The organism is Roseiconus lacunae (assembly GCF_008312935.1).
Lineage (GTDB): Bacteria > Planctomycetota > Planctomycetia > Pirellulales > Pirellulaceae > Stieleria > Stieleria lacunae.
The window spans coordinates 1210264-1233566 of record NZ_VSZO01000001.1 but is presented as its reverse complement, the minus strand read 5'-3'; the positions used below and the strand labels follow the sequence as shown (position 1 = coordinate 1233566).

At 56.1% G+C, this 23303-nt stretch carries 18 protein-coding genes; 10 read left to right on the top strand and 8 right to left on the bottom strand.

What is annotated here, in order from left to right; translation table 11 throughout:
- Positions 1 to 18: 18 nt before the first annotated feature.
- Positions 19 to 1278 carry a porin gene (locus FYC48_RS04755; protein WP_408014871.1) on the bottom strand — a complete coding sequence of 420 codons (1260 nt, stop codon included), beginning with the start codon at positions 1276 to 1278 and terminating at the stop codon, positions 19 to 21.
- A gap of 598 nt (positions 1279 to 1876) precedes the next feature.
- Here FYC48_RS04755 and ftsY point away from each other — a divergent pair.
- The 5 genes from ftsY to FYC48_RS04730 all read left to right on the top strand — a co-directional run bounded on the left by ftsY (position 1877) and on the right by FYC48_RS04730 (position 6689).
- Entirely contained in the window at positions 1877 to 2896 is a 1020-nt protein-coding gene (gene ftsY / locus FYC48_RS04750; protein ID WP_149495461.1) for a signal recognition particle-docking protein FtsY, read from the top strand.
- Between the two features lie 115 nt (positions 2897 to 3011).
- Positions 3012 to 3593, top strand: coding sequence for a tRNA-(ms[2]io[6]A)-hydroxylase (gene miaE / locus FYC48_RS04745; RefSeq protein WP_149495460.1), 582 nt, complete (start codon positions 3012 to 3014; stop codon positions 3591 to 3593).
- A 621-nt stretch (positions 3594 to 4214) separates the two neighbouring features.
- Complete coding sequence (locus FYC48_RS04740; RefSeq protein WP_149495459.1) at positions 4215 to 5216, top strand: hypothetical protein; 1002 nt, start codon at positions 4215 to 4217, stop codon at positions 5214 to 5216.
- A gap of 106 nt (positions 5217 to 5322) precedes the next feature.
- Positions 5323 to 6267 carry a universal stress protein gene (locus tag FYC48_RS04735; protein WP_149495458.1) on the top strand — a complete coding sequence of 315 codons (945 nt, stop codon included), beginning with the start codon at positions 5323 to 5325 and terminating at the stop codon, positions 6265 to 6267.
- Positions 6268 to 6299: 32 nt separating this feature from the next.
- Entirely contained in the window at positions 6300 to 6689 is a 390-nt protein-coding gene (locus tag FYC48_RS04730) for a hypothetical protein (protein ID WP_149495457.1), read from the top strand.
- A gap of 190 nt (positions 6690 to 6879) precedes the next feature.
- Here the strand turns inward: FYC48_RS04730 and FYC48_RS04725 are convergent, their stop codons facing one another.
- Positions 6880 to 7647, bottom strand: a complete 768-nt coding sequence (locus tag FYC48_RS04725) for a hypothetical protein (RefSeq protein ID WP_149495456.1) — start codon at positions 7645 to 7647, stop codon at positions 6880 to 6882.
- A 137-nt stretch (positions 7648 to 7784) separates the two neighbouring features.
- On the opposite strand from FYC48_RS04725, the gene FYC48_RS04720 reads away from it, so the two are divergent.
- Positions 7785 to 8036: a Trm112 family protein gene (locus FYC48_RS04720; protein ID WP_149495455.1), complete on the top strand. Its 252-nt coding sequence runs from the start codon at positions 7785 to 7787 to the stop codon at positions 8034 to 8036.
- 49 nt (positions 8037 to 8085) lie between these two features.
- Here the strand turns inward: FYC48_RS04720 and FYC48_RS04715 are convergent, their stop codons facing one another.
- The 3 genes from FYC48_RS04715 to FYC48_RS04710 form a co-directional block, all read right to left on the bottom strand.
- Positions 8086 to 9330, bottom strand: a complete 1245-nt coding sequence (locus FYC48_RS04715) for a M20 family metallopeptidase (protein WP_149495454.1) — start codon at positions 9328 to 9330, stop codon at positions 8086 to 8088.
- 189 nt (positions 9331 to 9519) lie between these two features.
- The gene (locus tag FYC48_RS27600; RefSeq protein WP_160149317.1) at positions 9520 to 9669 is read right to left on the bottom strand and encodes a hypothetical protein; all 150 of its coding nucleotides are present in this window, start codon (positions 9667 to 9669) and stop codon (positions 9520 to 9522) included.
- Positions 9644 to 10141 (bottom strand): Crp/Fnr family transcriptional regulator, encoded by a 498-nt coding sequence (locus tag FYC48_RS04710; protein WP_149495846.1) that lies wholly within the window; start codon positions 10139 to 10141, stop codon positions 9644 to 9646. Before FYC48_RS04710 ends, FYC48_RS27600 begins: the two co-directional genes overlap by 26 nt.
- 251 nt (positions 10142 to 10392) lie before the next feature.
- Between FYC48_RS04710 and FYC48_RS04705 the strand changes: the two genes are divergently transcribed.
- The 4 genes from FYC48_RS04705 (at position 10393) to FYC48_RS04690 (ending at position 15530) form a co-directional block, all read left to right on the top strand.
- Positions 10393 to 11688, top strand: a complete 1296-nt coding sequence (locus FYC48_RS04705; protein ID WP_149495453.1) for an outer membrane protein assembly factor BamB family protein — start codon at positions 10393 to 10395, stop codon at positions 11686 to 11688.
- Positions 11685 to 12704, top strand: a complete 1020-nt coding sequence (locus tag FYC48_RS04700) for an ROK family protein (RefSeq protein WP_160149316.1) — start codon at positions 11685 to 11687, stop codon at positions 12702 to 12704. The genes FYC48_RS04705 and FYC48_RS04700 overlap by 4 nt, the downstream gene beginning before the upstream one ends.
- Before the next feature lie 229 nt (positions 12705 to 12933).
- Complete coding sequence (locus FYC48_RS04695; RefSeq protein WP_149495451.1) at positions 12934 to 14865, top strand: glucosamine-6-phosphate deaminase; 1932 nt, start codon at positions 12934 to 12936, stop codon at positions 14863 to 14865.
- Positions 14862 to 15530 carry a tRNA (adenine(22)-N(1))-methyltransferase gene (locus FYC48_RS04690; protein ID WP_149495450.1) on the top strand — a complete coding sequence of 223 codons (669 nt, stop codon included), beginning with the start codon at positions 14862 to 14864 and terminating at the stop codon, positions 15528 to 15530. Before FYC48_RS04695 ends, FYC48_RS04690 begins: the two co-directional genes overlap by 4 nt.
- A 188-nt stretch (positions 15531 to 15718) precedes the next feature.
- Here the strand turns inward: FYC48_RS04690 and FYC48_RS04685 are convergent, their stop codons facing one another.
- Genes FYC48_RS04685 through FYC48_RS04675 form a run of 3 tightly spaced genes read right to left on the bottom strand, consistent with a single transcriptional unit; the run spans position 15719 to position 23285 of the window.
- Complete coding sequence (locus FYC48_RS04685; RefSeq protein WP_235034066.1) at positions 15719 to 17515, bottom strand: hypothetical protein; 1797 nt, start codon at positions 17513 to 17515, stop codon at positions 15719 to 15721.
- 50 nt (positions 17516 to 17565) lie between these two features.
- Positions 17566 to 19914 (bottom strand): ABC transporter substrate-binding protein, encoded by a 2349-nt coding sequence (locus tag FYC48_RS04680; protein WP_149495448.1) that lies wholly within the window; start codon positions 19912 to 19914, stop codon positions 17566 to 17568.
- Positions 19914 to 23285 carry an outer membrane protein assembly factor BamB family protein gene (locus FYC48_RS04675; RefSeq protein WP_149495447.1) on the bottom strand — a complete coding sequence of 1124 codons (3372 nt, stop codon included), beginning with the start codon at positions 23283 to 23285 and terminating at the stop codon, positions 19914 to 19916. The genes FYC48_RS04680 and FYC48_RS04675 overlap by 1 nt, the downstream gene beginning before the upstream one ends.
- Between the last annotated feature and the right edge of the window lie 18 nt (positions 23286 to 23303).

Below are 23303 nucleotides of genomic sequence, written 5' to 3'. Positions count from 1 at the left end.
AGCTGATCGGAGGATCGACTAGAACATGAAGATCGTGTCGAAACCGAAGGTGGTTTGGTCGTCACCTTCATCCAGTCCGGCCAACAAGTCGTCGTCCCAATCCCAGCGGATTTCTGGACGGACGATGACATTGGCGTGCGGACGATAGTTCATGCCAAGGGTCAGAGCGTAAATGTCTGACTCTTGAGCGAAATCGTCGGCATCGTTGCCTGGGGTTCCGTTGTCGTTGAGGAACACGCCTTCTTGGTTGTACCATTCGAAGCGTCCGCCGAATGCAACGCAGTCGCTGACGGTGTAGATCAGGTACTGGTTGATGCCGAAGGTTTCACGAACCAGAGCACCGGCGTTGTTTTCCGTGTCAAGTACATCGCTTTGGAAGATGTATTGCAGGTTATCGGTCAGTGCCAAGTCGGCAACGATCGAGTGCATGTAGCCACGTTCGTTCGCAGCGCTGTTGTCGGCAAAGCGTCCACCAACGGTCGCGTAGGTCAGGGTCAAGTCGTCGCTCAATCCAACCGACAGTCCGCCTAGGAAAGCGTCGCCGTTGTCTTCGAAACCGCTGTCCCAACCGAACACGTATCCACCGTAAGCGGTCACGTTGTCGCTAACGTTGTACGTCGCCAGAGCACCGGTGTGGGTGAACGGCTCGCTGTTGTACATCGTGTAAGCGTGGCTGTAGAAGAAGTTGTCCGGGGCGGTCACGACTTCCCATCCGATGATGGTGTAAAAGTGACCGACTTTGACGGACAAATCGCCGTAGCCAGCTTCCATGTAGACCTGGGGCAGGGCGTGACCGTAGTCGTTGCCGTTGTCCCAGCCATTGTCCCAGTGATCGTTATCGATGCCGAACGCCTGGGTGTCTTGCGAATCGGTACCGTAGACGTAATCAATCCGTCCACCGATGTCGAATCCGCACGAGGTGTCGATTGCTTTTTCAGCGTACAACCATGCTTGGTGCAGTTGAAACTCATCGGGACGGCTGTTGAACAACGGCAAAGCGTTGTTGTGATATCCCATTTGGATCCAACCACCTGCGGTCCAGCCGCAGTGCTCACCGAAAAGTGACCACTGCTCGCCTAGGCAGCAATCGCTACCAAGGCCTGACAGGAGCGATCCGCTGCCGCAGCCGAAGAGCGAATCGCATCCACTGTCACAAGCGTCTCCACAAGGATCGCAGTAGCTATCGACAGCTTCACATCCGCAAACCGGCTCGCCACAATCGCAAGCTGCTGCACAGTGAGAAACCAATTCAATCGAGTCGTTAGCGCTGGCGTTCATGCTGCTCGTGTAAGACGCGCAGGCAATCGCAGCCAGCATGGCAATTTTGCTAAGCTTCATCGCTTTAAATTCTCCCGAATTCCATTTTCTGGGTGTGATAAAAGGGCAGGGCAACAACGAGTAACGCCCGCGACCAAGGTACGCGGGCCGTTGCGACCCTCAATTGGTCGGGCCAGCACCTCTCCGAACAATCGCTTGTCCTTTCGTCCGCCCACAAAGCGCGAATTCAGCGAATGCGAATCTGCGTTTTCGTGGTTGCCCAAAAGAATTCCTTGCTGGAGCTGCGACTTGACCTTCTGACGCGTCGCCTCTGTCGTCACCAGCGTTATCGGGAAGCGGGAGGATTGTTTTGGGGTCAAAACAGATGAATTGTGAAGCCCGCGAGATTCGTCGGTCGGTGTGCTCGGACTGCGACGACCCGCCTTATCAGATAAACTTTTTCGATCGCAGTGACTTTGGCCGCGGTGGCATTTACACCGCCTTCATGCTGACCGAAATTAGACGGCGGGCGAGTGACCGGTATCGCGGCGCCGGGATATCCGGCAAACTTTAGCTCGCATCAGCCAGCCCCCCGACAGTTCGAGTACAGACACCTCCTATGGCTTTTTGGCGTTCAAAAAAGAAATCCGACGACTCCTCGCCCCCCAATACACCTGGCGATTCGAATTCGGCCCCCTCCGACGATTCGCCTGAGGCCGCCGACACAGGCGGCCTCTTCGGTCGCTTCCGCAGTGGTTTGGAGAAAACCCGTCGCACCCTGAACACCGACATTCGTGACCTGTTCAAGGACGAGGGCCGCTTGGTCGACGACGAGTTCCTGGGAGAACTATTCGCGAAATTGATCCGCACCGACATGGGTGCCGGACCGGCTGAGGAACTGCGGGACGAAGTCGCGAAACAATACCGCGGCCGCAAAGTCCAACTCAATGACGTGATCGAGTCGATTACCGAGCAAACGCGGACGATGCTCCGCCAGGACGAGGCGCCACTGAATCTTGGTGATCCCCCCAGTGTCGTCTTGGTCGTCGGTGTCAACGGAAGCGGCAAAACAACGTCGATCGGTAAGGTCGCTCATTTCTTGACCACCAGCGGCAAGAAGGTCGTACTCGGCGCCGGCGATACCTTTCGCGCCGCCGCCGTTCAACAACTAACCATCTGGTCGGAACGCATCGGCTGCGACATCGTGACCGGAAAACAAGGTGCCGATCCGGCCAGCGTCGCGTTTCAGACGGTCGATAAAGCCCTGCAGTCCGGAGCCGATGTGGCGATCATCGATACCGCCGGCCGCCTGCAAACCCAGTCCAATCTGATGCAGGAACTGGAAAAGATTCGCCGCGTAGTCGAAAAGAAACTCGGCCGTGAACCCGACGAAGTGCTGCTGGTACTCGATGCGACTGCCGGGCAAAACGCGCTTAGCCAAGCCAAAGGGTTTAGCGAGGCAGCCGGATGCACCGGTATTGTACTTGCGAAGCTCGACGGCTCGGCACGCGGTGGTGTGATCCTGCCAATTCGCCGCCAGTTCTCGCTGCCGGTGAAATTTGTCGGCCTCGGCGAAGGCATCGAAGACATTGCAAAATTCGATGCCGATAGTTTTGCCAAAGCTTTATTTGCGGATTGATCCTTCGCACTCCCATCGACCGGTCGTCACGCCCGCCGGCGACTGTCGGTTGTCCCTCCTCTGCCCGAAAGCGACAGGGTGTGAGTAATCGCATTCGTCGAATAGGAACTCTGTCATGCTGCATCTCCAATCCGAATCGACCACGCGTTGGTTGGCACAAGTCGACGAGAACTTGGACGAAGTTTTAATCGACCACGCCCATTGCGAACGAAAAGCCGCCTCGACCGCAATGAGCTTGATGAATTCTTACACCGAAAATCGCAAACTCTGTGAAGAGATGGCGAGGATCGTGGAGGAGGAACTGGAGCATTACTTTATGGTTCTCGACCTGCTAGAGAAACGCTCGATTGTCTTCCAACGATTGCAAAGTGGACACTATGGTCGCGAACTCAACTCGTTGACTCGGCCCCAAGAACCCCACCGCGCGGTCGATCGATTACTAATCGCTTCGCTGATCGAAGCGCGAAGCTGCGAGCGTTTCCGCCTGCTCGCCGAACACATTCGCGACCGCGACGAAGAACTCGCGACCTTCTATGAAGGTTTGTTCGAATCCGAAGCACGCCATCACACGACCTACGTCAAGCTCGCCGAACAGTTCGCCTCGCGCAAGACGGTGATGGATCGTCTGGACCAACTGTCCACTCAAGAGACTGCCATCATTGCCAAGGGAAGTCCACTAGCTCGGATGCATAGCTGAGCACCGATCTGGAGGAATGTTTCACGGTTCGGCACTCGCTTGCCGATGTGTCGTGTCAATCACTCACTGCCGCTCTAGCGTGTTGTCGCTCCTTCCTGGATTCGGATGCTCGGAAATCGAACGCGTCAGCCGCAAAAACTAGTGCTTCGTCACCTCTGAAATGAGGATTTGCCGCATGGCGTTCGCCACGGTTTCGGTGCAATCACCGGTGCTAACACCCGTCGGCTGATGAACCGGGGCTAACGCCCAATGGCTGATAAGCCGAACCCGAACATTTGGTCTCGATGGAGTGCTAGCCTGCGGGTAATCGAAATTGCTTCTCGGCCACTGCCCCGTTCGGCGTGATGATAGGCACGGTAACGTGCGGCGGCCGTGTTTCACAGGTCATCGTTTGGGTACTCTGCCAAGCACCGCGCGATCAACTGCCCCATCGCATGAACCGTTCACTCCCTTGCCAAGTGATGCCATCGCTTTAATCATCACATTGCCGACGCCGCCAAACGGACCTGAATATCAACGGCGTCAAACCTATGGAACCACACCGATCAAGGGAACTGATCGCGATCAACCAACGGAACGACTCCGGTTAACGTTTTCAGCGAAGACAGGAGTAAAACTGAGATGGACGTGCAACTTGCGAAAGGCATTTCACTGGTTGTTTTTCTAAGCGTGTTCTCTCACCAGGGCGTGTTCGCAGAAACACCGATTGTGCGATTTGATATGCCTGCGGTTGTCCCGGCGGTCGAAACCAGTGCATCCAGCGGCCACCGCGAAGTCACCGTCGCTTTACCACTTTCTTCGCTGATCGTTGACACCACTCGCCGCTCCGGATCGACGCCGCCGATCGATCATCTACTGGTCAAGTGCGCGACGCGAGATCAGCACCCCGTGGTCGGCTTCTTGCCAAAAACCGAGTTGGAAACCGACTACGCCGGACCGATCTCGATTACCCAAAAACGCGAGACCACCGACAACATCGGTGTCAACGTCGACGGCAGTTACCATCCATTCGGCGGAGGCCACTTGGGTGCCGATTCGAGCGACAAAGACTCCGACGCTTCGCAGTTCACCAAGCATGCCCCGATGCAAGCCGTCGTCGCGTCGGGCACCACCGACCGGGGACGTGGCGTGTACTTCAAGCTGCGTTGGACCGCCCAGCAAGTGCTCGAGGGCGAAAAGATTTTTCAAGTCTCTTTCGCCGTTCCCACCGGATGGCGAGGGGGATTGGTCGACGTCACGGTCGTCGCCAAAGGAACCAATAAGCCACTTTTCGGTGACGAAAAACTGCTGGACATCCACACGCAACAGTTCGTCGTCGCCGTCCACCAAGAGAAAGACGCCAAGGCGGCCGAAATCGCGATGCGTCTGGCGCAGCTGGATCATAAGCTTGCCGAGATGTCACGAGATAATTCCGGGGGTGCCACGCTTGCCGACTGGATTCGCAAAACGCTGATTCCGATGGCCGATCGGAAATCTCAGGATGACCGACCCGCACACTGGTATCAGCGAGTCATCGGTGGGACTGCCGATCCACACACCGACAAAGAAATTGCCAAGCTACCGATGCCCGTACGAGTCACCGTGCTGGACTATGCCGACGCATCACGAAAACTGACGCAGTGATCGTGACATCGGTTTCGTCGCGGCGTCTAACGGTCGATCGGCAAGCCTGTTACATTTGTGAGCTGTCATTGTTCCTCTCGGTTCCAACACCAGTCCGACAGCTTTCATGTCAGAATCGCAACAAGACGACCTCGGTCGCGAAGTCGATGCGGCCATGCGGATGTTCGAAAAATCGCAAGTCGGGGAAGCCGCCGCGATCACCCCGATTCAACCCTCACGCGTTTTGCTCGTTCTCGACGGTTCGCCGCAAGATGCCACCGCGATCGATTCGGTCGCTTACCTGCGCGAGCGTTTTAATACCGAAACACTTGTACTCGACGGGCGAATTTCCGGCGAAGATGACATCACCGCGGCGGTGATCGATCGAGTCACCGGATCGCGGCCAATCAAGGCCGAAGGCGAAGAACCTTACGACAAAGTCTTGGCGGCACTCAAGTCACATGACGTCGACATGGTCATTCTTCCCTGCCCCTTCGGACGCGACCTCGAAAAAGTCGGCACCGATAGCGCCGGCACCGTGATCGATGTCCTGCTCTCTCGGTGTGCAGTGCCAATGCTGGTCATCCGCCGAAATGATCAAACCCTTGGCGAATGTGTCAATCAAGTCTCGGTCGTCGTCGGCAGCGAATGCGATGTCGTCCCCCGAGCCGCCGCGTGGGCGTTCGGCTTGTCGGCCGAACGTGGCACCGTCGGGCTGAATTTGGTGATCGAAAAAGAACAGTTCGAAAACATTCGTTCGATCGTCGAAGCCCTGTCCGAAGAAACGACGCTGGACAACGAATCGTTCACCGAAGCGCTTACCAAAGCCCACCACGCCATCCATCAAGCGATGGCAAAGACCGCGACCTCGCTCTCGCGAAGTTATCATCTCCGCCCGTTGGCGGGTGAGATTTCACCGCCCAACCCGATGCAAAACCAAGACCGCTTGCTGATCGTCTTGCCGCTGGAAGTGGACGATCGATACGGTCAAGGTTTCGCCCATGATCGGATTCGCCGCAGCCCCCATCCGGTGCTGGTCATCCCCGGTCATGTTGAGACATCGACCGAATAATTCAAACGTTTTCAGCTTCTAGGCTTTCATCCATGAACATTGGCAATATCAGTCTGCTCAACGCGATCGTCTTGGTGGTGTTGGGCTTGTGGGGTTACTTCGGATCAGAAACCCCTTCGGCAACCGCGTTGATCCCGGTCGTATTCGGCGGAATTTTGCTGTTATGCAACCCTGGCGTTCGCAGCAAAAACAAGGCGATCGCGCACATCGCGGTGCTGGTCACCTTGTTGATCTTGTTGGGCTTGGCCATGCCACTGAAAGGTGCAATCGGTCGCGGCGACACGATGGCAATCCTACGTGTTGTCGTGATGCTGGCGACAACCGCATGGGCGCTCTATGCGTTTATCCAAAGCTTCATCGCGGTGCGCAAACAAAAAGCTGCCGAAGTGACTCCGGCAGCTGATGATCATTCGACAGAATAACGTTTGCGTCAGCCTCGGTCACTGTCACCTAACCGGGACTAACGCGCGTCGGCTGATGAGCCGAACCCGTAATCTTCTTTTCAAATAGAACGAGGTATTGGCGCTTCGTCTTGTCTTGATCTTTGGATAGCGAAAGCCTCCGCGGCTTCTATTACGGGAAGTGCCTCATTTCGAAATCTGGACGCGGCTCCTAACGATACTGCGTGAACGCCGGAACGGTTGCGATCGTCGAAGGTACCGCGGCACCGGGGGCGGCATACGGATCGCTCGGCGCCAGGTTGTGCGTCCGCATCCCCGATTGGTTCGAATTCCGCATCGGCGGTGCACTGGTCGAACGACCAACGGTATTGCTAGCAACCATTGCCGTTGGAGTGCTAACGGTCGATGCCGGAATGCCGACGGTGCTGCTGCTATTCATCGGGACCAATCGTGAGGCGACCGAAGCGCTGATCTTGGGGACGTCTTTGCCACGGGCGACCAACTGCAGGTCTTTCTCGTAGTTGGTTTCGTAACGTGTGATCCGATGTGGAACCTGGCGTTGTTCGGCAACGTATTGCGTGCGATAGGTCGTTCGGTCAACGACTTCGCTACGAGCTTCCCAGTGGGTGACGGGGACTTGCCGATATGCAACGGTTGGCTGACGGAACGGATTCCAACGCCCCTCCCAATAGGGCATCCAGCGAATTTGGGTCACCGGCGTGTAGTTGGTGCGATATTCCGGCCGGGTTTCTTTAACGGTTTCTGGACGGTAGTACGTCTGTGTCTCCATGCGTTCGTCAACGACGGGACGGACGACCTGGCGCGTTGTTTCGCGATAGATGTCGCCGGTCTCTGGATCCGTTTTCATTTGGCTGCCAACGACTTGTCCGTTGACCACCGGGCTCACGACGATCGCACTGGCCGCGACAACACAGCCTGCTGCCAAATGCCGCCACAGTTCCGCTTTACTAACGTTCATGCTCAAATTCACTCCCCGCCGGAATCCCTTCCCAGCGTCAATCCTTTGTTTATGAGAAGAACAGGATTTGCTTCTTTCCCAAAATCGGATTAACTGATAGCCAACTCGAACAATACCTGGTGGGGTCTGCAAAATTGATGATTGATGACAAGCTGCTGAAGTGGATTCGCTGCCCGATTTCAGGGCAAACCCTGCATCCAATCGAGCCTGAGGTGCTGGCCGCGTTAAACGAAAAAATTTCTCGTCGCGAGGTGCGGGATCGCTCCGATCAGCTTGTCGAGGAAGGCCTGCAGGGGGGACTTGTCAGCGAAAGCGGTGAGTATTTGTATCCCGTGCGCGGCGGCATCCCCAGCCTCGTGATCGACTCGGCAATCAGCCTCGACGTGTAACCAAAACGACCGCACGCGTGAACAACTGACCGCCTAACGACGGTTATCTTCAACAGGCCCACTGCTGCAGTGAACGCTCGTAAAGTCTGACACCCAGCTCAAGTTGTTCAATCGTGATCCATTCGTCGACCGTGTGGGCTTGGGCGATGCTGCCCGGCCCGATCACGATCCTCTGGTTCAACTGATTCCAGACACCACCGTCGGTGGCATAGCTGACCGTTCTTGCCTGACTGCCCGAGAGTGTTTCCATCATCTTCACGGCAGCGGTTTCGGGTGACGTCCACATTGGGGCACAACCGTCAATGACCTCGGCACTTACACCGTGCTGGGTTGCCACTTCGGTCACTTCGTCGATCAGCTGTTGCCCATCAATGTTCGGCATCGGGCGAAAGCTAACCCAGGCATCGCTACGATCGGGTGTGATGTTGATCGCGCGGGCATGATCGCTGACGCCAAAGTTCCAGGAAAGCACCGGTGGTTCGAACCGATCGTCAAGCAACGTCGTTTCACGTCGCGTCCGCTGACAGATCTCGAGTAGAGTCTGCAATACGGGCACCATCGATTCATTTGCGTTCCTGCCGAAGTCTGTCGCGCTATGCCCCGCTTTGCCTGTTGCTTGTAACTTGATTCCCCGGATTCCTTTGTGTGCGTGGACGACCTGCAACTCGGTCGGTTCACCGATGATCGACACCGGATCGTAACGAACCAGTTCGGCAAACGCGGTGCAATGATCGGCGAGATACTTCGCACCATCGAAACCGACTTCTTCGTCGGCGGTACAAACGATCCAGATCGGCCGACGTTGACTTTCGTGCGAAACACGGCACGCGGCGGCCAGCATTGCCGCCAGCGACCCCTTCATGTCGCAGGCACCACGGCCATAGATCCGCCCCTCCGATTCGACAGCATGAAACGGATCGGCGTCAGGCCGCCCCGATCCGGACAGATCCGTTGGGCCGATCCAATTTTGAGCGGGAACCACATCGGTATGGCAAAAATAGGCAAGTCCTCCAGCGAGCGACTGATCAGGTCCGGCGTCCGGCGAGACAGTATTGTCGGTGACTTGCCCCGTCGGTCGGCGGATCGCGACCAAGTTGGCTTTCTCGACGCCGGCGCGGTCCCGGTAAGTCGACTTGGTTACCGCAAATCCAAGTTGCCGCAAGACCGTCGCGACATGGTCGGTGATTGCAACGTTGCTAGAGGAACTGACCGTTGGGAACGCAATCAGATCACGCAGATACTTGATCGCATCAGACGCGGGACTAGAAGGACCACCGTGGGTCACAAGGCTCATAAAAACTCAGCTCGATTGAATGAAGGCATCGATCATCGGTAAAGAATCGTAACGCCCCTGCAAGGTTCGTTAAATGCCCGGCCAAAGACGAACGTTTTTTAACCCGACGCATCGGCGTAGGAATGCGCCAAACAAACGCGTCTAAGAAGCGTAAGCGCGAACGCGCTAGCGTCGGGCCCCGTTTTCTAACTAGCTATTGAGGCAAAAGACCACGATGAAGTTTTGATGCTTGGTTTCAGCGCCGAGCAACGTCGGCGTCCCGGTGACGGTCAGCAGGAACAGTCCCAACATCGCCCAAGCATCCTGGGCCGTATCAAGCATCATATTGAAGTTCATCATCAAACCAGTGATGCCCTAATTCTTGTTGGTAACGAAACAACCGTTCGCCGGCGATCCGCAAACGACGACTGACTTCGCGACCGAGATTCATCATCACCATCGCATACTGTTCGGCATCGACTTTGCATAACTTCGTCAAAGCGATGTACGGTATCCGCACGACCGAGCAGTCTGTTTCGGCACGGACGGATGCGAAGCGTTTTTGAAAGTCAATTAACGACATCTCCCCCACACAGTCCCCCGGACCGACGCGGGCAAGAACAATCGGTTGGCCTTTCCAATCTCGCTCGACGACCACCGAACCGCATCGCACCACGAACAGGCTGTCCCCGGGGTCACCTTCGTAGAACAGAAACTCGCCCGCGGTGAGATCGAGCTCGCTGGACTGTTGCAAGATGAAACGCAACGTTTCAATCTTCAAACCGCCGCAGATCGGGATTTTTTGAATCAGTTGCGTCTGTTCCAACAGCATTGTCGTTGTCCGCACCGAGGAATGCATTTCCGGAAACCAGCCCGGATACTCGCCCCCCATCGTCCCGGATCACGACCGAAGTGTCAAAGTTTTGGCTCAAACGTACACTAACTCTCGGACGCACTGTTACAGGGGGTTCGGTGTTGGAATAAACTGTAAGGCCGCATCTTCCAGAGCATTTTGTTGGCGTTTTAGACTGTGTCGTTGCGGCACGTTTCCCCTTTCATTCAAACCGTGATTCACCCTTTGCCATGCGTTCAACGTTATCTGCCGCGTTTTGTGTGTTCGTCGCACTGAGCTGTACCGCCCTGGGTTTCACCTCGCTAGGTTCGTCGACCGCTTCGGCGACTGACTGGCGTCATTGGCGTGGTCCGACCGGCAACGGAGTCGCGTCGAAGGGGACACCACCGACTTCGTGGTCCCTCGATAAGAATGTCAAATGGAAAGTCGCAATCCCTGGACGCGGTTCGGGTTCGCCGATTGTAGTCGATGACCGGGTGTTCGTTGTCACGGCAGTGCCGACCGGACGCGGCGGAGGATCGCTTCCCGAACTCAGTTTTCAGCTCCATTGTTTCGACCGAAATTCGGGGCAAGCACGGTGGAACAAAGTCGCTGTCGTTGCGACACCGCACCAGGAGACTCATTCGACCAATGGGTTCGCTTCGGCGTCGCCCTGCTCGGACGGCGAACACGTTTATGCCCATTTTGGGTCGCGCGGCTTGTACTGCTACACGCTCAAGGGCGAACTGGTGTGGAAACGGGAAGACTTCGGTCGCATGGAAACCCGGTCCAGTTTTGGCGAAGGCAGCTCGCCAACGTTAGCCGGTGAAAAGATTATTGTCCCCTGGGATCATGAAGGGGCTTCCGCGTTGTACGCTCTCGACAAGCGGACCGGCAAAACAATTTGGAGAACCGCTCGCGACGAACCAAGCTGTTGGGCGACACCGCTGATCATCGAACACGACGGAAGCCGGCAGGTGATCATGAATGGACAGAACGCGGCTCGTTCCTATGATCTTGAAACCGGAGCCGAGCTGTGGCGATGTGGCGGACAAACCGTTCGCCCGGTTGCTTCGCCAGTCGCCGACGATCGCTACGTTTACATCGGCAGTGGTTTCCGTGGCGCGTTTATGGCCGCATTCAAACCCGGCGGTCGTGGCGATATCGAAGGCACCGATAAAGTCGTCTGGACGGTCGATCGTGACACACCGGATATTGCCTCCCCCCTGTTGTCCGACGGTCGATTGTATTTCCACAAGGGCAAGAGCGGCATTCTTAGTTGCCTGGATGCGAACACGGGAAAGCCGCATTATGCCGCCGAGCGAATCAATAGCATTCGTTCGACCTACGCCTCGCCGGTCGCCGCCGGTGGTCATGTCTATTTGACCGGGCGCGGCGGAACGATTGTCGTCATCGCGGACTCAGAGCGTTTTGAAATCGTCTCGGAAAATACGCTTGGTGAAGGCATCGATGCGACGCCGGCGCCGGCGGGCGATGAATTGTTTATCCGAGGCGAACAACACCTTTTCTGTATTTCTAAGTCGTGAACACTCAAATCAGTTCGATCATCGATATGCCAGCGACGGAGTCCGAGCCCGTGGTGATGGGCATCGACCTTGGCGGGACAAGCGTCAAGCTCGGTTTGTTACAAGGCGAACAGATCATCGCGCGGACCTCGATCCTGACCAATGAATACGATCAACCGCGTGACGCCTTTATTCAGGCACGCCGCTTTGCCGAGCAAGCACTCACCAGTGCGGGGTACCAATTCGAGCAACTGCAAGCGGTCGGGCTAGCGATGGCTGGCGTCATCGACGAAGCGACCGCGACGTTGATGGAAACCGCCAACCTGCGTGCTTGGCACGGGATCGGATTTTACCGGGAACTTCAATCGGTCTTTGGCAAGCCTGTCGCGGTGATCAATGATGCTAACGCGGCGGCACTTGGCGAAGCTTGCTATGGCGAACACCCCGCAGACAGCCTGACGTTTTTGACGCTCGGCACCGGAGTCGGCGGCGGCGTGATCGTCGGCGGTCGGCCGATCAACGGTGAACACGGTTGTGGTGGAGAAATCGGACACGTCACGATCGAATACGGTTCTGACGCACGGCGATGTGGATGTGGAAAACCCGGACACCTCGAAGCCTACGCCGGCGCCGGCGGTATCGTACGCAGCGCCCAAGAACTGCTCGCCGAGTCTTCGCAAGAGTCGCTGATGCGTGAGATCGACGACCTGACGTCAGAGAAAATCGCCGATGCCGCTGAGGCGGGGGACAAGATCGCCAGTCAAGTCGTGCGGCAAACGGCAATTTATCTTGGCAGAGCCATTTCGATGTTGGCGCACATCGCCGACCCAGACGTAGTCTTACTTGGTGGTGCGGTAACGTTTGGCGGCCACGCGACGTCGACCGGGCGCGGTTTCTTGCGATCGATTCGCGAGGAGAACGCGCGGCTTTCCCTGCAACAAATCGGTACGACGATCGAAATCAATTTTGCCAGTTTGGGTAATGACGCGGGCATGCTTGGTGCTGCCCGACATGCATCGCAAATCGCATTCCGATAGCGAGACCACCGCACGGCTAGCCCGTGAAAGCGTGGTCCTTGCGAGCCGCCGCCGCTGCCTTGGGCATTGGTAATTGGCGACGCGCGGCTCGCTGACACCTACCAATGCGGCACGGTTGGCATTCGTCCGGTGACTGACGCTGGCCAGTCATCAGCGTCACCGAATCCATTTTTATCATCGCAAGCCGAAGCAAACCAACGATTATCGGCCATCATCTTGAGAAACCAACATGAGACTTGATTCTAAACGGCAACGCGGTTTCCCAACCGGCAACTCGCCGACATCGATTCCCTACCGCGTTTTTCCCGAAGCTCGCGATGCCAGCGAAGCCGCGGCTCAGGAAATCGCAACGCTGGTCCGCAGTCGCGCCGCCGAAGGCCGCACCTGCATCTTGGGCTTGGCGACCGGCTCGACCGTGGTCAAAGTCTACTCGGCACTGGTGCGGATGCATCAAGAGCAAGGCTTGTCTTTTGAAAACGTGGCGGTTTTCGTATTGGACGAGTTCCTGCCGATGACGCCGGAATGTTTGCAAAGCCATGTCAGGTTTATCTACGAACATCTACTCGATCATATCGATGTCCCCCGCGATCGAATATTTGTTCCCGATGGAACGATCAGCCAAGACCAACTATCAGATTACTGCTTGAAGTTCGAGAATCGCATCGATGAAATGGGCGGCATCGACATGCTGCTATTAGGGATCGGCCGCACGGGACACATCGGGTTCAACGAACCTGGTTCAGGCACCGATTCCCGCACCCGCCCGATCACGCTCGATGCGATCACTCGGATCGATTCGGCAAGCAACTTTTTCGGAGTCGAGAACGTTCCACGCCGAGCGATCACAATGGGGGTCGGAACGATCCTGGACGCGCGCCGGATTATCTTGCTCGCCTTCGGTGAAGGCAAAGCCTCGATCGTCGCCCGTGCCGTCGAAGGCGAGGTCGCTCCCTCTGTTCCGGCGACATTTTTGCAGCAGCACGACGACGTCGAATTCTTTCTTGATAGCGCAGCGGCGGCGAACCTCGAAGCGTTCCGTGCTCCCTGGCTGGTCGACGAAGTCAAATGGGATGACATCCTTGTCCGCCGTGCAGTCATCGCACTCTCGCAATCGGTCGAAAAGCCTGTCCTGATGCTGACCGATGCGGACTACAACAACAACGGGCTTCAAAGCCTACTCGCCGAATATGGTTCGGCCTACGAGATCAATTTGAGTGTGTTTCGCTACTTGCAAAACACGATCACCGGATGGCCAGCCGGAAAGCCTGATCAGCCCAACACCGTATTTCCAAAGCGGGTCGTACTGTTTTCACCGCACCCTGACGACGATGTGATCTCGATGGGAGGAACACTCACGCGTCTCGCCGATCAGAATCACGAAGTCCACGTCGCCTACCAAACGTCAGGTAACCTGGCCGTCTTCGATGACGACGCACTCCGATTCGCCGAATTCGTCGTCGACTTTTGCGAACAGTACGATGTCATGACCGAACCGTGCCGGCAACTGACATCTAAGATGGTTGATGCGTTGCAAAACAAAACCGCGGGGAGCATCGACATCGGCGAGGTGCAAAAACTGAAAGGTTTGATCCGACGTGGTGAAGCCGCCGCCGGGGCACGTGTCTGCGGTGTTCACGATGATCGCTTGCATCACCTCGACCTGCCATTTTACGAAACCGGAAAGGTGCGAAAGAATCCTTTTGGCGCCGAAGACATCCAGATCACGGTTGATCTGCTGCGATCGATCAAGCCACATCAAATCTACGCGGCCGGGGATTTAAGCGACCCCCATGGAACTCACCGAGTCTGTATCGACATCATCTTTGCCGCGTGCGAGGTATGTCGCAACGACGACTGGTTCCAGTCCTGTGTCATTTGGTTGTATCGCGGTGCTTGGCAAGAATGGGCACCCCATGAAATTGAGATGGCGGTTCCGCTAAGCCCGCAGGAAGTCGATCGGAAACGAGATGCGATCTTCAAGCACGAGTCGCAAAAAGATCGTGCCCTCTTCCCCGGATCCGACGCCCGCGAATTCTGGCAACGAGCCGAAGCACGCAACGCCCAAACGGCCAACATTTACGATCGCCTCGGTCTGGCCCAGTACCAAGCCATCGAGGGCTTCGTGCGATGGAAGGGCTTTGAATCGGATAATCAGTCGTGACCAAACTTGATCGACGGTTAGCAGCGGTGTCCCGTTTCGTCCCCGGTCCGATTCACGTGGATGTCGGATCCGACCATGGGTATCTGTTGCGATGGTTGCTGCGATCCGGCCAGATCAAACTCGGCATCGCAATCGAAAAAACAGAGACGCCCTATCAGAACTCCTGCCGTACACTCGCCGGTTTGAATACCGACGTGCGACTAGCCGATGGACTTGGTGGCTTGACCGAAGGCGAAGGCGATAGCGTGAGCCTGTGCGGAATGGGCGGCCGTTTGATCGCCGAAATCCTGAGTCAATTTCCAGATCGAGTTCCAAGGGTTGTCATCACGGCACCGAATGATCATCCCGATTTGGTTCGGCGATGGGCGATCGAAGCCGGTTTTGAATTAGACGACGAAGACTTCGTCTTTGACAAACATCCCTATATGATCCAACGTTTTCGAAAGTCGGTCAGCGGCACCTCCGCTGACAAAATCTACGCCTCGATCACAACCAGCGAACTTGATCGGAAGATTGCGTTACATTTCGGTCCGATTTTGATCCGTCGCCGAACGCCTGACTTTATCGCGTATCTCGAACGTGAACAAACACGACTACAGCGGTTACCCAAGCGGACCACGGTTTCTGAGCAACGTTTAGAGATGGTCAAACGGTTGCTGGGATAATGCAAACGCCTTGCCCCTCACGAAGCACCGATGCATGCCAGCTTGTGAGCCGACGGCGCTAGCCGCGGGTCCTGCTTCGGGCCGCATTCGACGACGCGGGCCCGACGCTACGCGGACGGCTAATCGGTTGTAAATCGGCGCGGAACGCAGCGTTCCCATTCGATCATCGGATCAGCCGGACCATCGCATTAGCTGCCGGCGGGTTCTTCCGCGTCCTCTTCCGGTGGCAGCTTGCCTCCGTTCGCACGTGCCGTCTCAAGGTCCAACTCCAATTCTCGAATGATCGTTGGATTGATTTGCTTGCCCAACATCTCGCGTGTTTCCTTGAACATCAAGTCGACCTTGCGACGCTGATTGGCGTTTCGATTCCCAATCTCTTTCAGATACAAACCTTGCTTGCGGCCCATATCGTTGGCGAGTTCTTCGTTGGTCGGGCGATCACGCAGCGTGTTCAACATCTCCTCGGCTTGTTCAATTTCGCCTCGCCGCAGACGCATCCTGATTCGCGCCGCGAGCAGCTTCCGAATCGCGACCAAGTCAATGATTGCGTTCTGGACACCACGAATATACGCTTCCGCCTGCAGACGGATGTCATCACCGGTCAGGTCGGCGACTTCGAGAGGCGTATTGCCGGGAACGACGGGGAGTCGCGCCAGCACGGCGCCGCCGTTTTTCACATACAACAAACGCAGCGGGTCTTCGCTTTGCGGGATCACCAATCGACCGTTCCAATCTGTTCGACCGACGAACGTCATCGATTTTCCCTGCAACTCTCGTTGATAAAGCTCGTAACCGATCAACGGAAGATCCGGATCACCCTTGGCATGTAGCCGCAGCGTCGTGTCAGGCAACTTGGGCTTAAGCAGTCGCGCCATCTTAAACGTCCGGCTGTTCGCACGCCCGGACAGTCCACCCGCCATTCCCGAATAGAAATCCATTTTGACATTCGGACCATCACGTTCGGTTGCCAATAGGTATGCCCACTCGATCTTACCGATCGCGATTGGCTTGCCGTTTCGATCATTCTTGCGAATCATCGGTTGTAAGACATCGCCAACGGAAACGTTCGCCGGTGAGTCACTGTCGGAGATTAAACGCGAGGCGCGAATCATTCCCGTGGCTGATTTCGTCCCGGCGTCGTCGATACGAACCATCGGAGAAAACGATTCGGTGACCGTATGTGCGATGACGGCTGGAAGGTCAACGGATGACAAAAACGACGACGTCGCGACCGGACCAAAGGCCTGCATCAATGTTTCCATTTCGACGGCGGACACTTCACTGACACCCGCTTCATCGGTGACACGAACGATGAAAATCTTGTCGTACGTATCGACTGCCTTAGAAATCAAGTCATCGATCGGCAGTGTCAGTAGTTTGGCTTTCGGGTTTTCCAGCAGCGAGGCACGGCCACGACTGACCAATACCGCTTCGGTTTGCGGATCCGCCCAACGTTCGATCAACTGCGCCGGATCGTTCTCGTTTGCTTTAAATAACTGATCGGCACCACCGAAGGTTGGGTCCCCACCGGCAGCGGCGCGATGCTTGATTTGCTTGACCAAACCTTCGGTCGCAAGGATCGAAGACACGTAACTAGGAAGACTGATCACCGACTGGATCCGAACGGCATCGTCGTGCGTTCGTTTGACCGCGATGACCGGATCGGATGAGGCGATCGTATCGTAAGTCATCGTGTCCATCGACCGGAACGCCGCGGTCGCTACGGAAGTCGGCGCAAGAGCAACGTCGGTTTGCCAAATCGAGAAGAAATCACGATCAAGATACTCAAGCAATGGCTCTCGTAACTGATCGACGTCATATCGCGTGTCGCGAGAAGCGATCCAGATCAGCACCTTATACGGTTTGTAATCCCAAGGTAGTTCTTCCTCGAAAAATTCAAACTCATCTGCTGCCGATTCGGCGGCGGGTGCGTCCTGGGCGATCGCCGTCGAACACAGCGTTAACGCTGCAACGTGGAACGACACGATCAATCCCGCGACGAAAGCAACCCAGTGGATGGCGGAACGGTATCGAATCAATGGTCCAGCCTCCAATTATCGGCGTTCTGATACAGCGACACGATTCGATTTCCCATGCCGGAAAGTGACCTACGGTAGGCAAACGATTCCACCATTTGCCAAAGCGGAAGAACCGGAAGCTCATGGTGCGAGATCGCGTGTAAGTCCAGCAAGCGATCGCGTACTTCTTTCCAATTCAGTGCTTCCTCAAGTCGGCGAAGACCTAGGCCGACCAACTGATCTTCGCTCTTGGCCAACCCGTTGGGACCGAGTAACCGTCGTGCATCGATGATCGGCTCCCAAATCGCCGCAGAAACATACACTAAGTCTGCCGTGTCCGGTTCCGGATACGTTTCGCCGATCGGAAGCTGCACCAATTCGACTTCCAAGCCGATCAACTGCCACTGGCTTTTGATCGCTTCGCATGCAACCCGAGACAAGTTATCAGCCGGAAAGGCGAGACGAATTTTGCGGAGCTTCGGTGGTGGCTCTTTCTTGCGTTCCGCTTCGGCATTCTTGAGGTTCTTGCTCAGTTCGACGAGTAGCTTTGCCAAACTCGGTTCGAACGGTCGCGGCAGGATCGATGCGTCGTAGGCGTATCCCAGTGGGTCCTCCTGACTGAGCCCTGCCGGAAACGGTCCGCTTAAAACGCGGCAACCATCAAAGCGTTTGTTTTCCAGCAGTTCGCCGTTGAGGATGTCGTCACGATTGATCCCGTACAGTAGTGCCCGTCGAAAGTTTTTGTCGGTAATGAATTCGTGATCCGAACAGGGGATCAGCATGTGGATCGTCGGCAACGGGTACTCGACGACTTTGATTTCCCGGCGTTGTTTAAGTGCCAGCGCATCGGCGGGGAACAGCTGATCGAGAACGTCGACTTCTCCGGAAAGCAATTTGGATACCGCATCACTTCCCGACTCACAGCGTACTTCGACAATTTCACGAGGCTTACTGTCATCGCTGTTGGCCCGTCGTGCTGCTTCGGTCAGCATGAAACGTGTTTCTTTTTCGTCTACCGAGTCGACAAAGTAGTCGCCGGTCGGCCCACCTTTTTCGCCGCCGAACCAACTGGCATCGACGTTCAGTTGCAACAAACATGTTGGCAAGACATGCGGCCGACGGAGCACACATTTAGCACGTTCGGGACTCTCGATTCCGATCCCCGTCACGGCCGCCGCCCACGGCGAAAAATACGTTTCTGATTCCGGCAGGGCTCGCTTGGTCAAGTGATCCGCCAAGACGTCGATCTCGATTTTGTTTAACGGTGAAGCAAGCTTATTCGTATCGAGTACCAGTTCGAGTTCCGTCCGGTCCGGGTTGGTGCGTGCGGTTCCGAATAAGAAGTCGTACTCGCCACCCTCGGGCGCGGCTCCTTGGATCTCGAACAGGTTGCGGTACAGCAATCGCCCTGCCCGACGGGCCGCCCAATTATCCATTCGAACGGGATCGTACTTTCGAGCGGCCTGCAGCACACCGACGGTAATCAGCGGATAGATCTCGTCGATCTTTTTGACAAGCTCTTGGCCGTTTTCGATGTCTGGTTTGAGGTACAAACTCTCTCGCGCCAGCTTTCTTGCCGAACGGTAATCTTTTGCTCGGACGGCGGCGATCGCTTCGCTACGTTTTTCGAGCGCCATTTTGAGGAACTGATCGTCCCATTTCGTAATCGCGGTCAGATCAAAATCACCGTAGTCATCTTTCAAACGGGCGAGCAACTGCTGTGCACCATCAAGCTCGCTTTCATCAACCATCGCTTGCATCAAGCCATCGGTGATTCCACTGATTGCCTTGAGCACGTTGGATTGCTTGAAGCGTGAATCGTATCGATGCAATTCTTCGAGCATCGCGAGCGATTCGGCTCGCTGATCCGTTCGTGCTCGTTGGATCGCGTTCCGCCACAGAAAATCGCAACGCAGTTCCTTCAATCCCGGTCGCCGCGGGTAATCACGAATCAGCACCGATAAAAACGGATATGCACCGACAAAGTCTTCTCGTGCGATCCGTTCTGCGACTTCGCGTTCTAGGCGTGTTTCCCAAAAATCGATTCGCTCGACGTCGGTCCATTTTGCAACGAACTCATCCGTTTCGATTCCCAGAATCTGAAACTTCAGTGTTCCTTTGCGTGCGGCCGCCGAAGGCATTTCGCGAAAGGCCAGTAGCCGCACCTTTGCCCAACCGCCACCCGAACCGTTGGTGAAATAAACGATGTCGTGCGGGTCTTCTTGCAACAGCCCCAGTCCGGGATCTTCCGGCGTCCCGGATTCGGCATACGTTAGCAGTTGCGCCGTCGCGGGCACGGCGGTGCAAGCGACAAGCAAGCTCACGACGAGCAACGACAAACGCCAATTTTTCTGAACACCAATCATCAATTGACTCCCCCGTTGGGAACGTCAATTACATAAACCACACCTTCGGCACCTGGCACCAGCAAACGTTGGCCGAGCGCCAACGGGGTTGCCGAGAACGGTTGCCGCAAATCGGTGATCCCTTGCAACTGACCGGACGCTTGATCGATCGCGGCCACCCAACCTGAATCGGCGGCGACGATCAATTGGCCATCCTGGACGAGCGGATCGCCGACAGGAATTCCTTTGGGAACCGACACACTAAACGTTGGCTTTCCGTCGATAGAAATACCGTGCAACGTTTGATCGTCGGTCAACACAATGGCTTGATCACCGGCGGCGACGGGGCCCCAGATCACGCGTCCTTCGAGTGAAAGTTGAAACTTCTCTTTGAGCGAGACGATGTCTCGACCCTGAATGATATCCGATGCCGGTCCGGCAATCGCCAAAATCACACTGCCGTTGATTCCCGCGATCGTTCCCAGTGGCTCACTTGCCAATTGAACTTTGGTCAATTCCGAAATGCGATCGCCGACACGCAAACGGTACATGCCTTTGCGGCTATCGGCGACGACGATTTGCGTCGGATCGTCTTTCAGTGCAATACAGTTGGTCCAGGCCACTTGGTCACCGGGAGCGCTAACGGGCTGGAATGGGCTACCGATTTGTGAGCCGGTTAAGTAATCCATGTAGACCGCACGGCCGTTATCAAGCGTTAAGAACACGCCTTTGTTCACGGCAATTCCCGTCCCGACGGGTTGGCCGGAGAGCAGGTTCAAACTGACCAGGCGAATTTTCTCGTTCGGACGCGCGGGATCATAAACGATCACCCGTTTACCGCCGTCACTGGAGGCCTTGTTTAATAGCACGCTGCGTTGTTCGTCGATCGGCAACGGGTTTTCGAACCGCATGATCACGCCCGAGCCGCCCACGTTCTCGATCGGGTTTCGAGTCGCACCGCTTCCGATCGCGTCTCGATCAAGTTCAAACAACGCGGCTTGGGTCGTCATCGCATGAACGCCGGCATCGACTCGCCGGAGCATCGCGACCGGGGCGCCGATATCATTTCGCCAAAACTCTTCCCCCGTTTTCGGGTCGACGGCCGAGACACGTACGCCGGATGTCCCGCGAAGCTGACGCGCGTGGACGAGTGCGTCGCCGATGATCAGTGGTTCGCCGAAGAACTTGTCTCCCGAATCCTTCGTCCAGTCCGAGATCACACGACCACGGTTGACTTGCAATTCATAGCGACCGATGCGGTCACCGGTCGTCCACATTTGACTGCGTCCGACCGCCATTTGAGTCAGCGTCGGTTGGCTGAACGATGCGGGCAGCTTGGCGACGATCGAGACTTTATCGGTTTCGATGCTTGGCTCGACGTCGAACACGGCGATTTCACCCAAGTCGGTCAGCACGACCATCCGCCGCTGTTGGGCGACGACCGGTGGTACCAGAACGTTACCACGCAGCCGAAACGGGTCTTGAGCCTTGCCGATCGAACGACCTGTTTCGTCGACGCTAAGGACATGAACCAAGCAGTAATCGGATCCTTTGTTTTCGACGACAAACAGGTGACCGAGCAACGGCTGCGGCGGAACGACAATCGTTCCCTGACTGTGTCCTAAATAGTAACTCTCGATGCTTTCGCCGTTGTTACTTGAAAGTAGATACAAGTTGCTGTGGTCACCCGGCTGATACAAGACCGAATGACGACTGTCGATTCCGGGACCGGTTTCCAGCGTTTGCGGGATCGACTGGGCCCATTTGGCATCGCCCGTCGTCGCGTCGATCGATAGTAGTCGTCCGCTTTTCGCCGACACATAGATGTCATCACGGTTGACCACCGGCTGATTAAATGACTCACCAATCTGCAACCGCCAATCGACTTTGCCGTTGCGGCCGTCACAGCGATTGATCGCGAGTGCCGCCGATTCGCTCAGCAAGACCGCTTCGCCTTCGTCCAATCGTGCCGGGCGGTGGGCGAGTGAATCGCCGACATAGCGACGCCACAACAGCGTTCCGTCTTCACCGTTGAATGCCAAGACACTTCCTTTGGCACGAAAGAAGATCACTTCGTCTCGCAGATCGGGAGCCCGATCGCCCGATCGGGCGGTCAGTACGATCGGCTTGATCTTTGATTCGGGTTCCGGGTCGATCAATTCAGGAAGCTTCGCACTTGTTTCGACCAAACCTTGTTGGATGTCGCTCGCCTGACGAATCAATTTAGTCAGGCGTTCGTTGTCGGAAAGTTCAGGAAACGCCCGCAGTAATTCAAAACGAACGTCATAAGCCTCTTTCGTTTTCTTTTGACCGAGCAACTGAGTCATCTCCGCGACCGCGGCGTCGAGTTGCTCGTTGCGAGTGATGTCGCGGACGACGCGTTCACGTTCTTCGCTGATCGCCTTTAAACGCCCCGACAACGTCGTGCGCAGGACGCCGGTCATGTAGTTCGGATTTTCGGTCAGCTCCATCTGCCGATCGAGGGCTTCGAGCAGCGAACGTTTCTCACCTGTTTCCTGTTTATCGCTCGCTTCGGCGGCAATATTTTCGGCGACTTTCACCAGCAGAGCGGCCAGATTGCCACGTTCTTCGTTAAGCCCTTCTTCGGCTTCGATCGGTGGCAAGACCTCTTTCGCCAACTGGGTCGCGAAGGTCGGATCGGAGTTACCCTCGGCACGATAAAGCCGCGTCATGACGATGCGGGTTCGGGCCAAAGAACTGTATTCGTTGCCATCACCGAAGGCATCCAAAAAATCGACGTAGCTGTCTTGGGCGGCGGTGTAATTTTGGTTGTCGTACAATTCGTTGGCGATCTTGATCCGATCGTCGGCACTGCCACGCTGCAGCAAGAAGAACAGGGCACCACCGACAATGATTAGGAAACCGATGATGCCTAAGAAGCCATAGACCTTAAACGAGTCCCACTGGTTTTTCTCCGGCACCGACTTACGAACGCGGGCCGACGATTTCTCCTCGGGGAACTCGCCCCCGAGCACATCCCCACTGCTTCTGGCCGAAGGGGTGGACGTCGACATGTCGTCGACGGAAATCGCTTCGGCGACCGGCTCGGCAAAGACCTCGATCGGTTCCGCTTCGACTTCGAAGGCATCGACAGGCGTCGCCTCGACCGCGTCAATGCCTTCGATCAAGTCGTCTTCGACCACTTCGGCGGCAACCGCCGATTCATCCGGGTAGTCGTCGCTTCGCAGTTCCCCGATCAACTTTGTTGCTTGGAACCGAGTCAGTTGACCGTTATCGACCAAGAGTTTCGCGACGGCTTCGGGAGTCACGTTGGCCCCGCCGGACTTCAACTGTTCACGCAGCGCGTCAATGATTTCTTGATCGAGCAAACCGCGTCGTTCCAGTTGATCGATCAGTTCGTTAGCAAGCATCGTTGTTCGTAAAGAGAA

What these genes read in the sequence shown, in the direction of transcription:
- FYC48_RS04705 (WP_149495453.1), top strand. Translation starts at nt 10,393, where the DNA reads ATGCGTTCAACGTTATCTGCCGCGTTTTGTGTGTTCGTCGCACTGAGC.
- miaE (WP_149495460.1), top strand. Translation starts at nt 3,012, where the DNA reads ATGCTGCATCTCCAATCCGAATCGACCACGCGTTGGTTGGCACAAGTC.
- FYC48_RS04710 (WP_149495846.1), bottom strand. Translation starts at nt 10,141, where the DNA reads ATGCTGTTGGAACAGACGCAACTGATTCAAAAAATCCCGATCTGCGGC.
- FYC48_RS04680 (WP_149495448.1), bottom strand. Translation starts at nt 19,914, where the DNA reads ATGATTGGTGTTCAGAAAAATTGGCGTTTGTCGTTGCTCGTCGTGAGC.
- FYC48_RS04755 (WP_408014871.1), bottom strand. Translation starts at nt 1,278, where the DNA reads ATGAACGCCAGCGCTAACGACTCGATTGAATTGGTTTCTCACTGTGCA.
- FYC48_RS04730 (WP_149495457.1), top strand. Translation starts at nt 6,300, where the DNA reads ATGAACATTGGCAATATCAGTCTGCTCAACGCGATCGTCTTGGTGGTG.
- ftsY (WP_149495461.1), top strand. Translation starts at nt 1,877, where the DNA reads ATGGCTTTTTGGCGTTCAAAAAAGAAATCCGACGACTCCTCGCCCCCC.
- FYC48_RS27600 (WP_160149317.1), bottom strand. Translation starts at nt 9,669, where the DNA reads ATGATGAACTTCAATATGATGCTTGATACGGCCCAGGATGCTTGGGCG.
- FYC48_RS04695 (WP_149495451.1), top strand. Translation starts at nt 12,934, where the DNA reads ATGAGACTTGATTCTAAACGGCAACGCGGTTTCCCAACCGGCAACTCG.
- FYC48_RS04740 (WP_149495459.1), top strand. Translation starts at nt 4,215, where the DNA reads ATGGACGTGCAACTTGCGAAAGGCATTTCACTGGTTGTTTTTCTAAGC.
- FYC48_RS04725 (WP_149495456.1), bottom strand. Translation starts at nt 7,647, where the DNA reads ATGAACGTTAGTAAAGCGGAACTGTGGCGGCATTTGGCAGCAGGCTGT.
- FYC48_RS04735 (WP_149495458.1), top strand. Translation starts at nt 5,323, where the DNA reads ATGTCAGAATCGCAACAAGACGACCTCGGTCGCGAAGTCGATGCGGCC.
- FYC48_RS04675 (WP_149495447.1), bottom strand. Translation starts at nt 23,285, where the DNA reads ATGCTTGCTAACGAACTGATCGATCAACTGGAACGACGCGGTTTGCTC.
- FYC48_RS04720 (WP_149495455.1), top strand. Translation starts at nt 7,785, where the DNA reads ATGATTGATGACAAGCTGCTGAAGTGGATTCGCTGCCCGATTTCAGGG.
- FYC48_RS04715 (WP_149495454.1), bottom strand. Translation starts at nt 9,330, where the DNA reads ATGAGCCTTGTGACCCACGGTGGTCCTTCTAGTCCCGCGTCTGATGCG.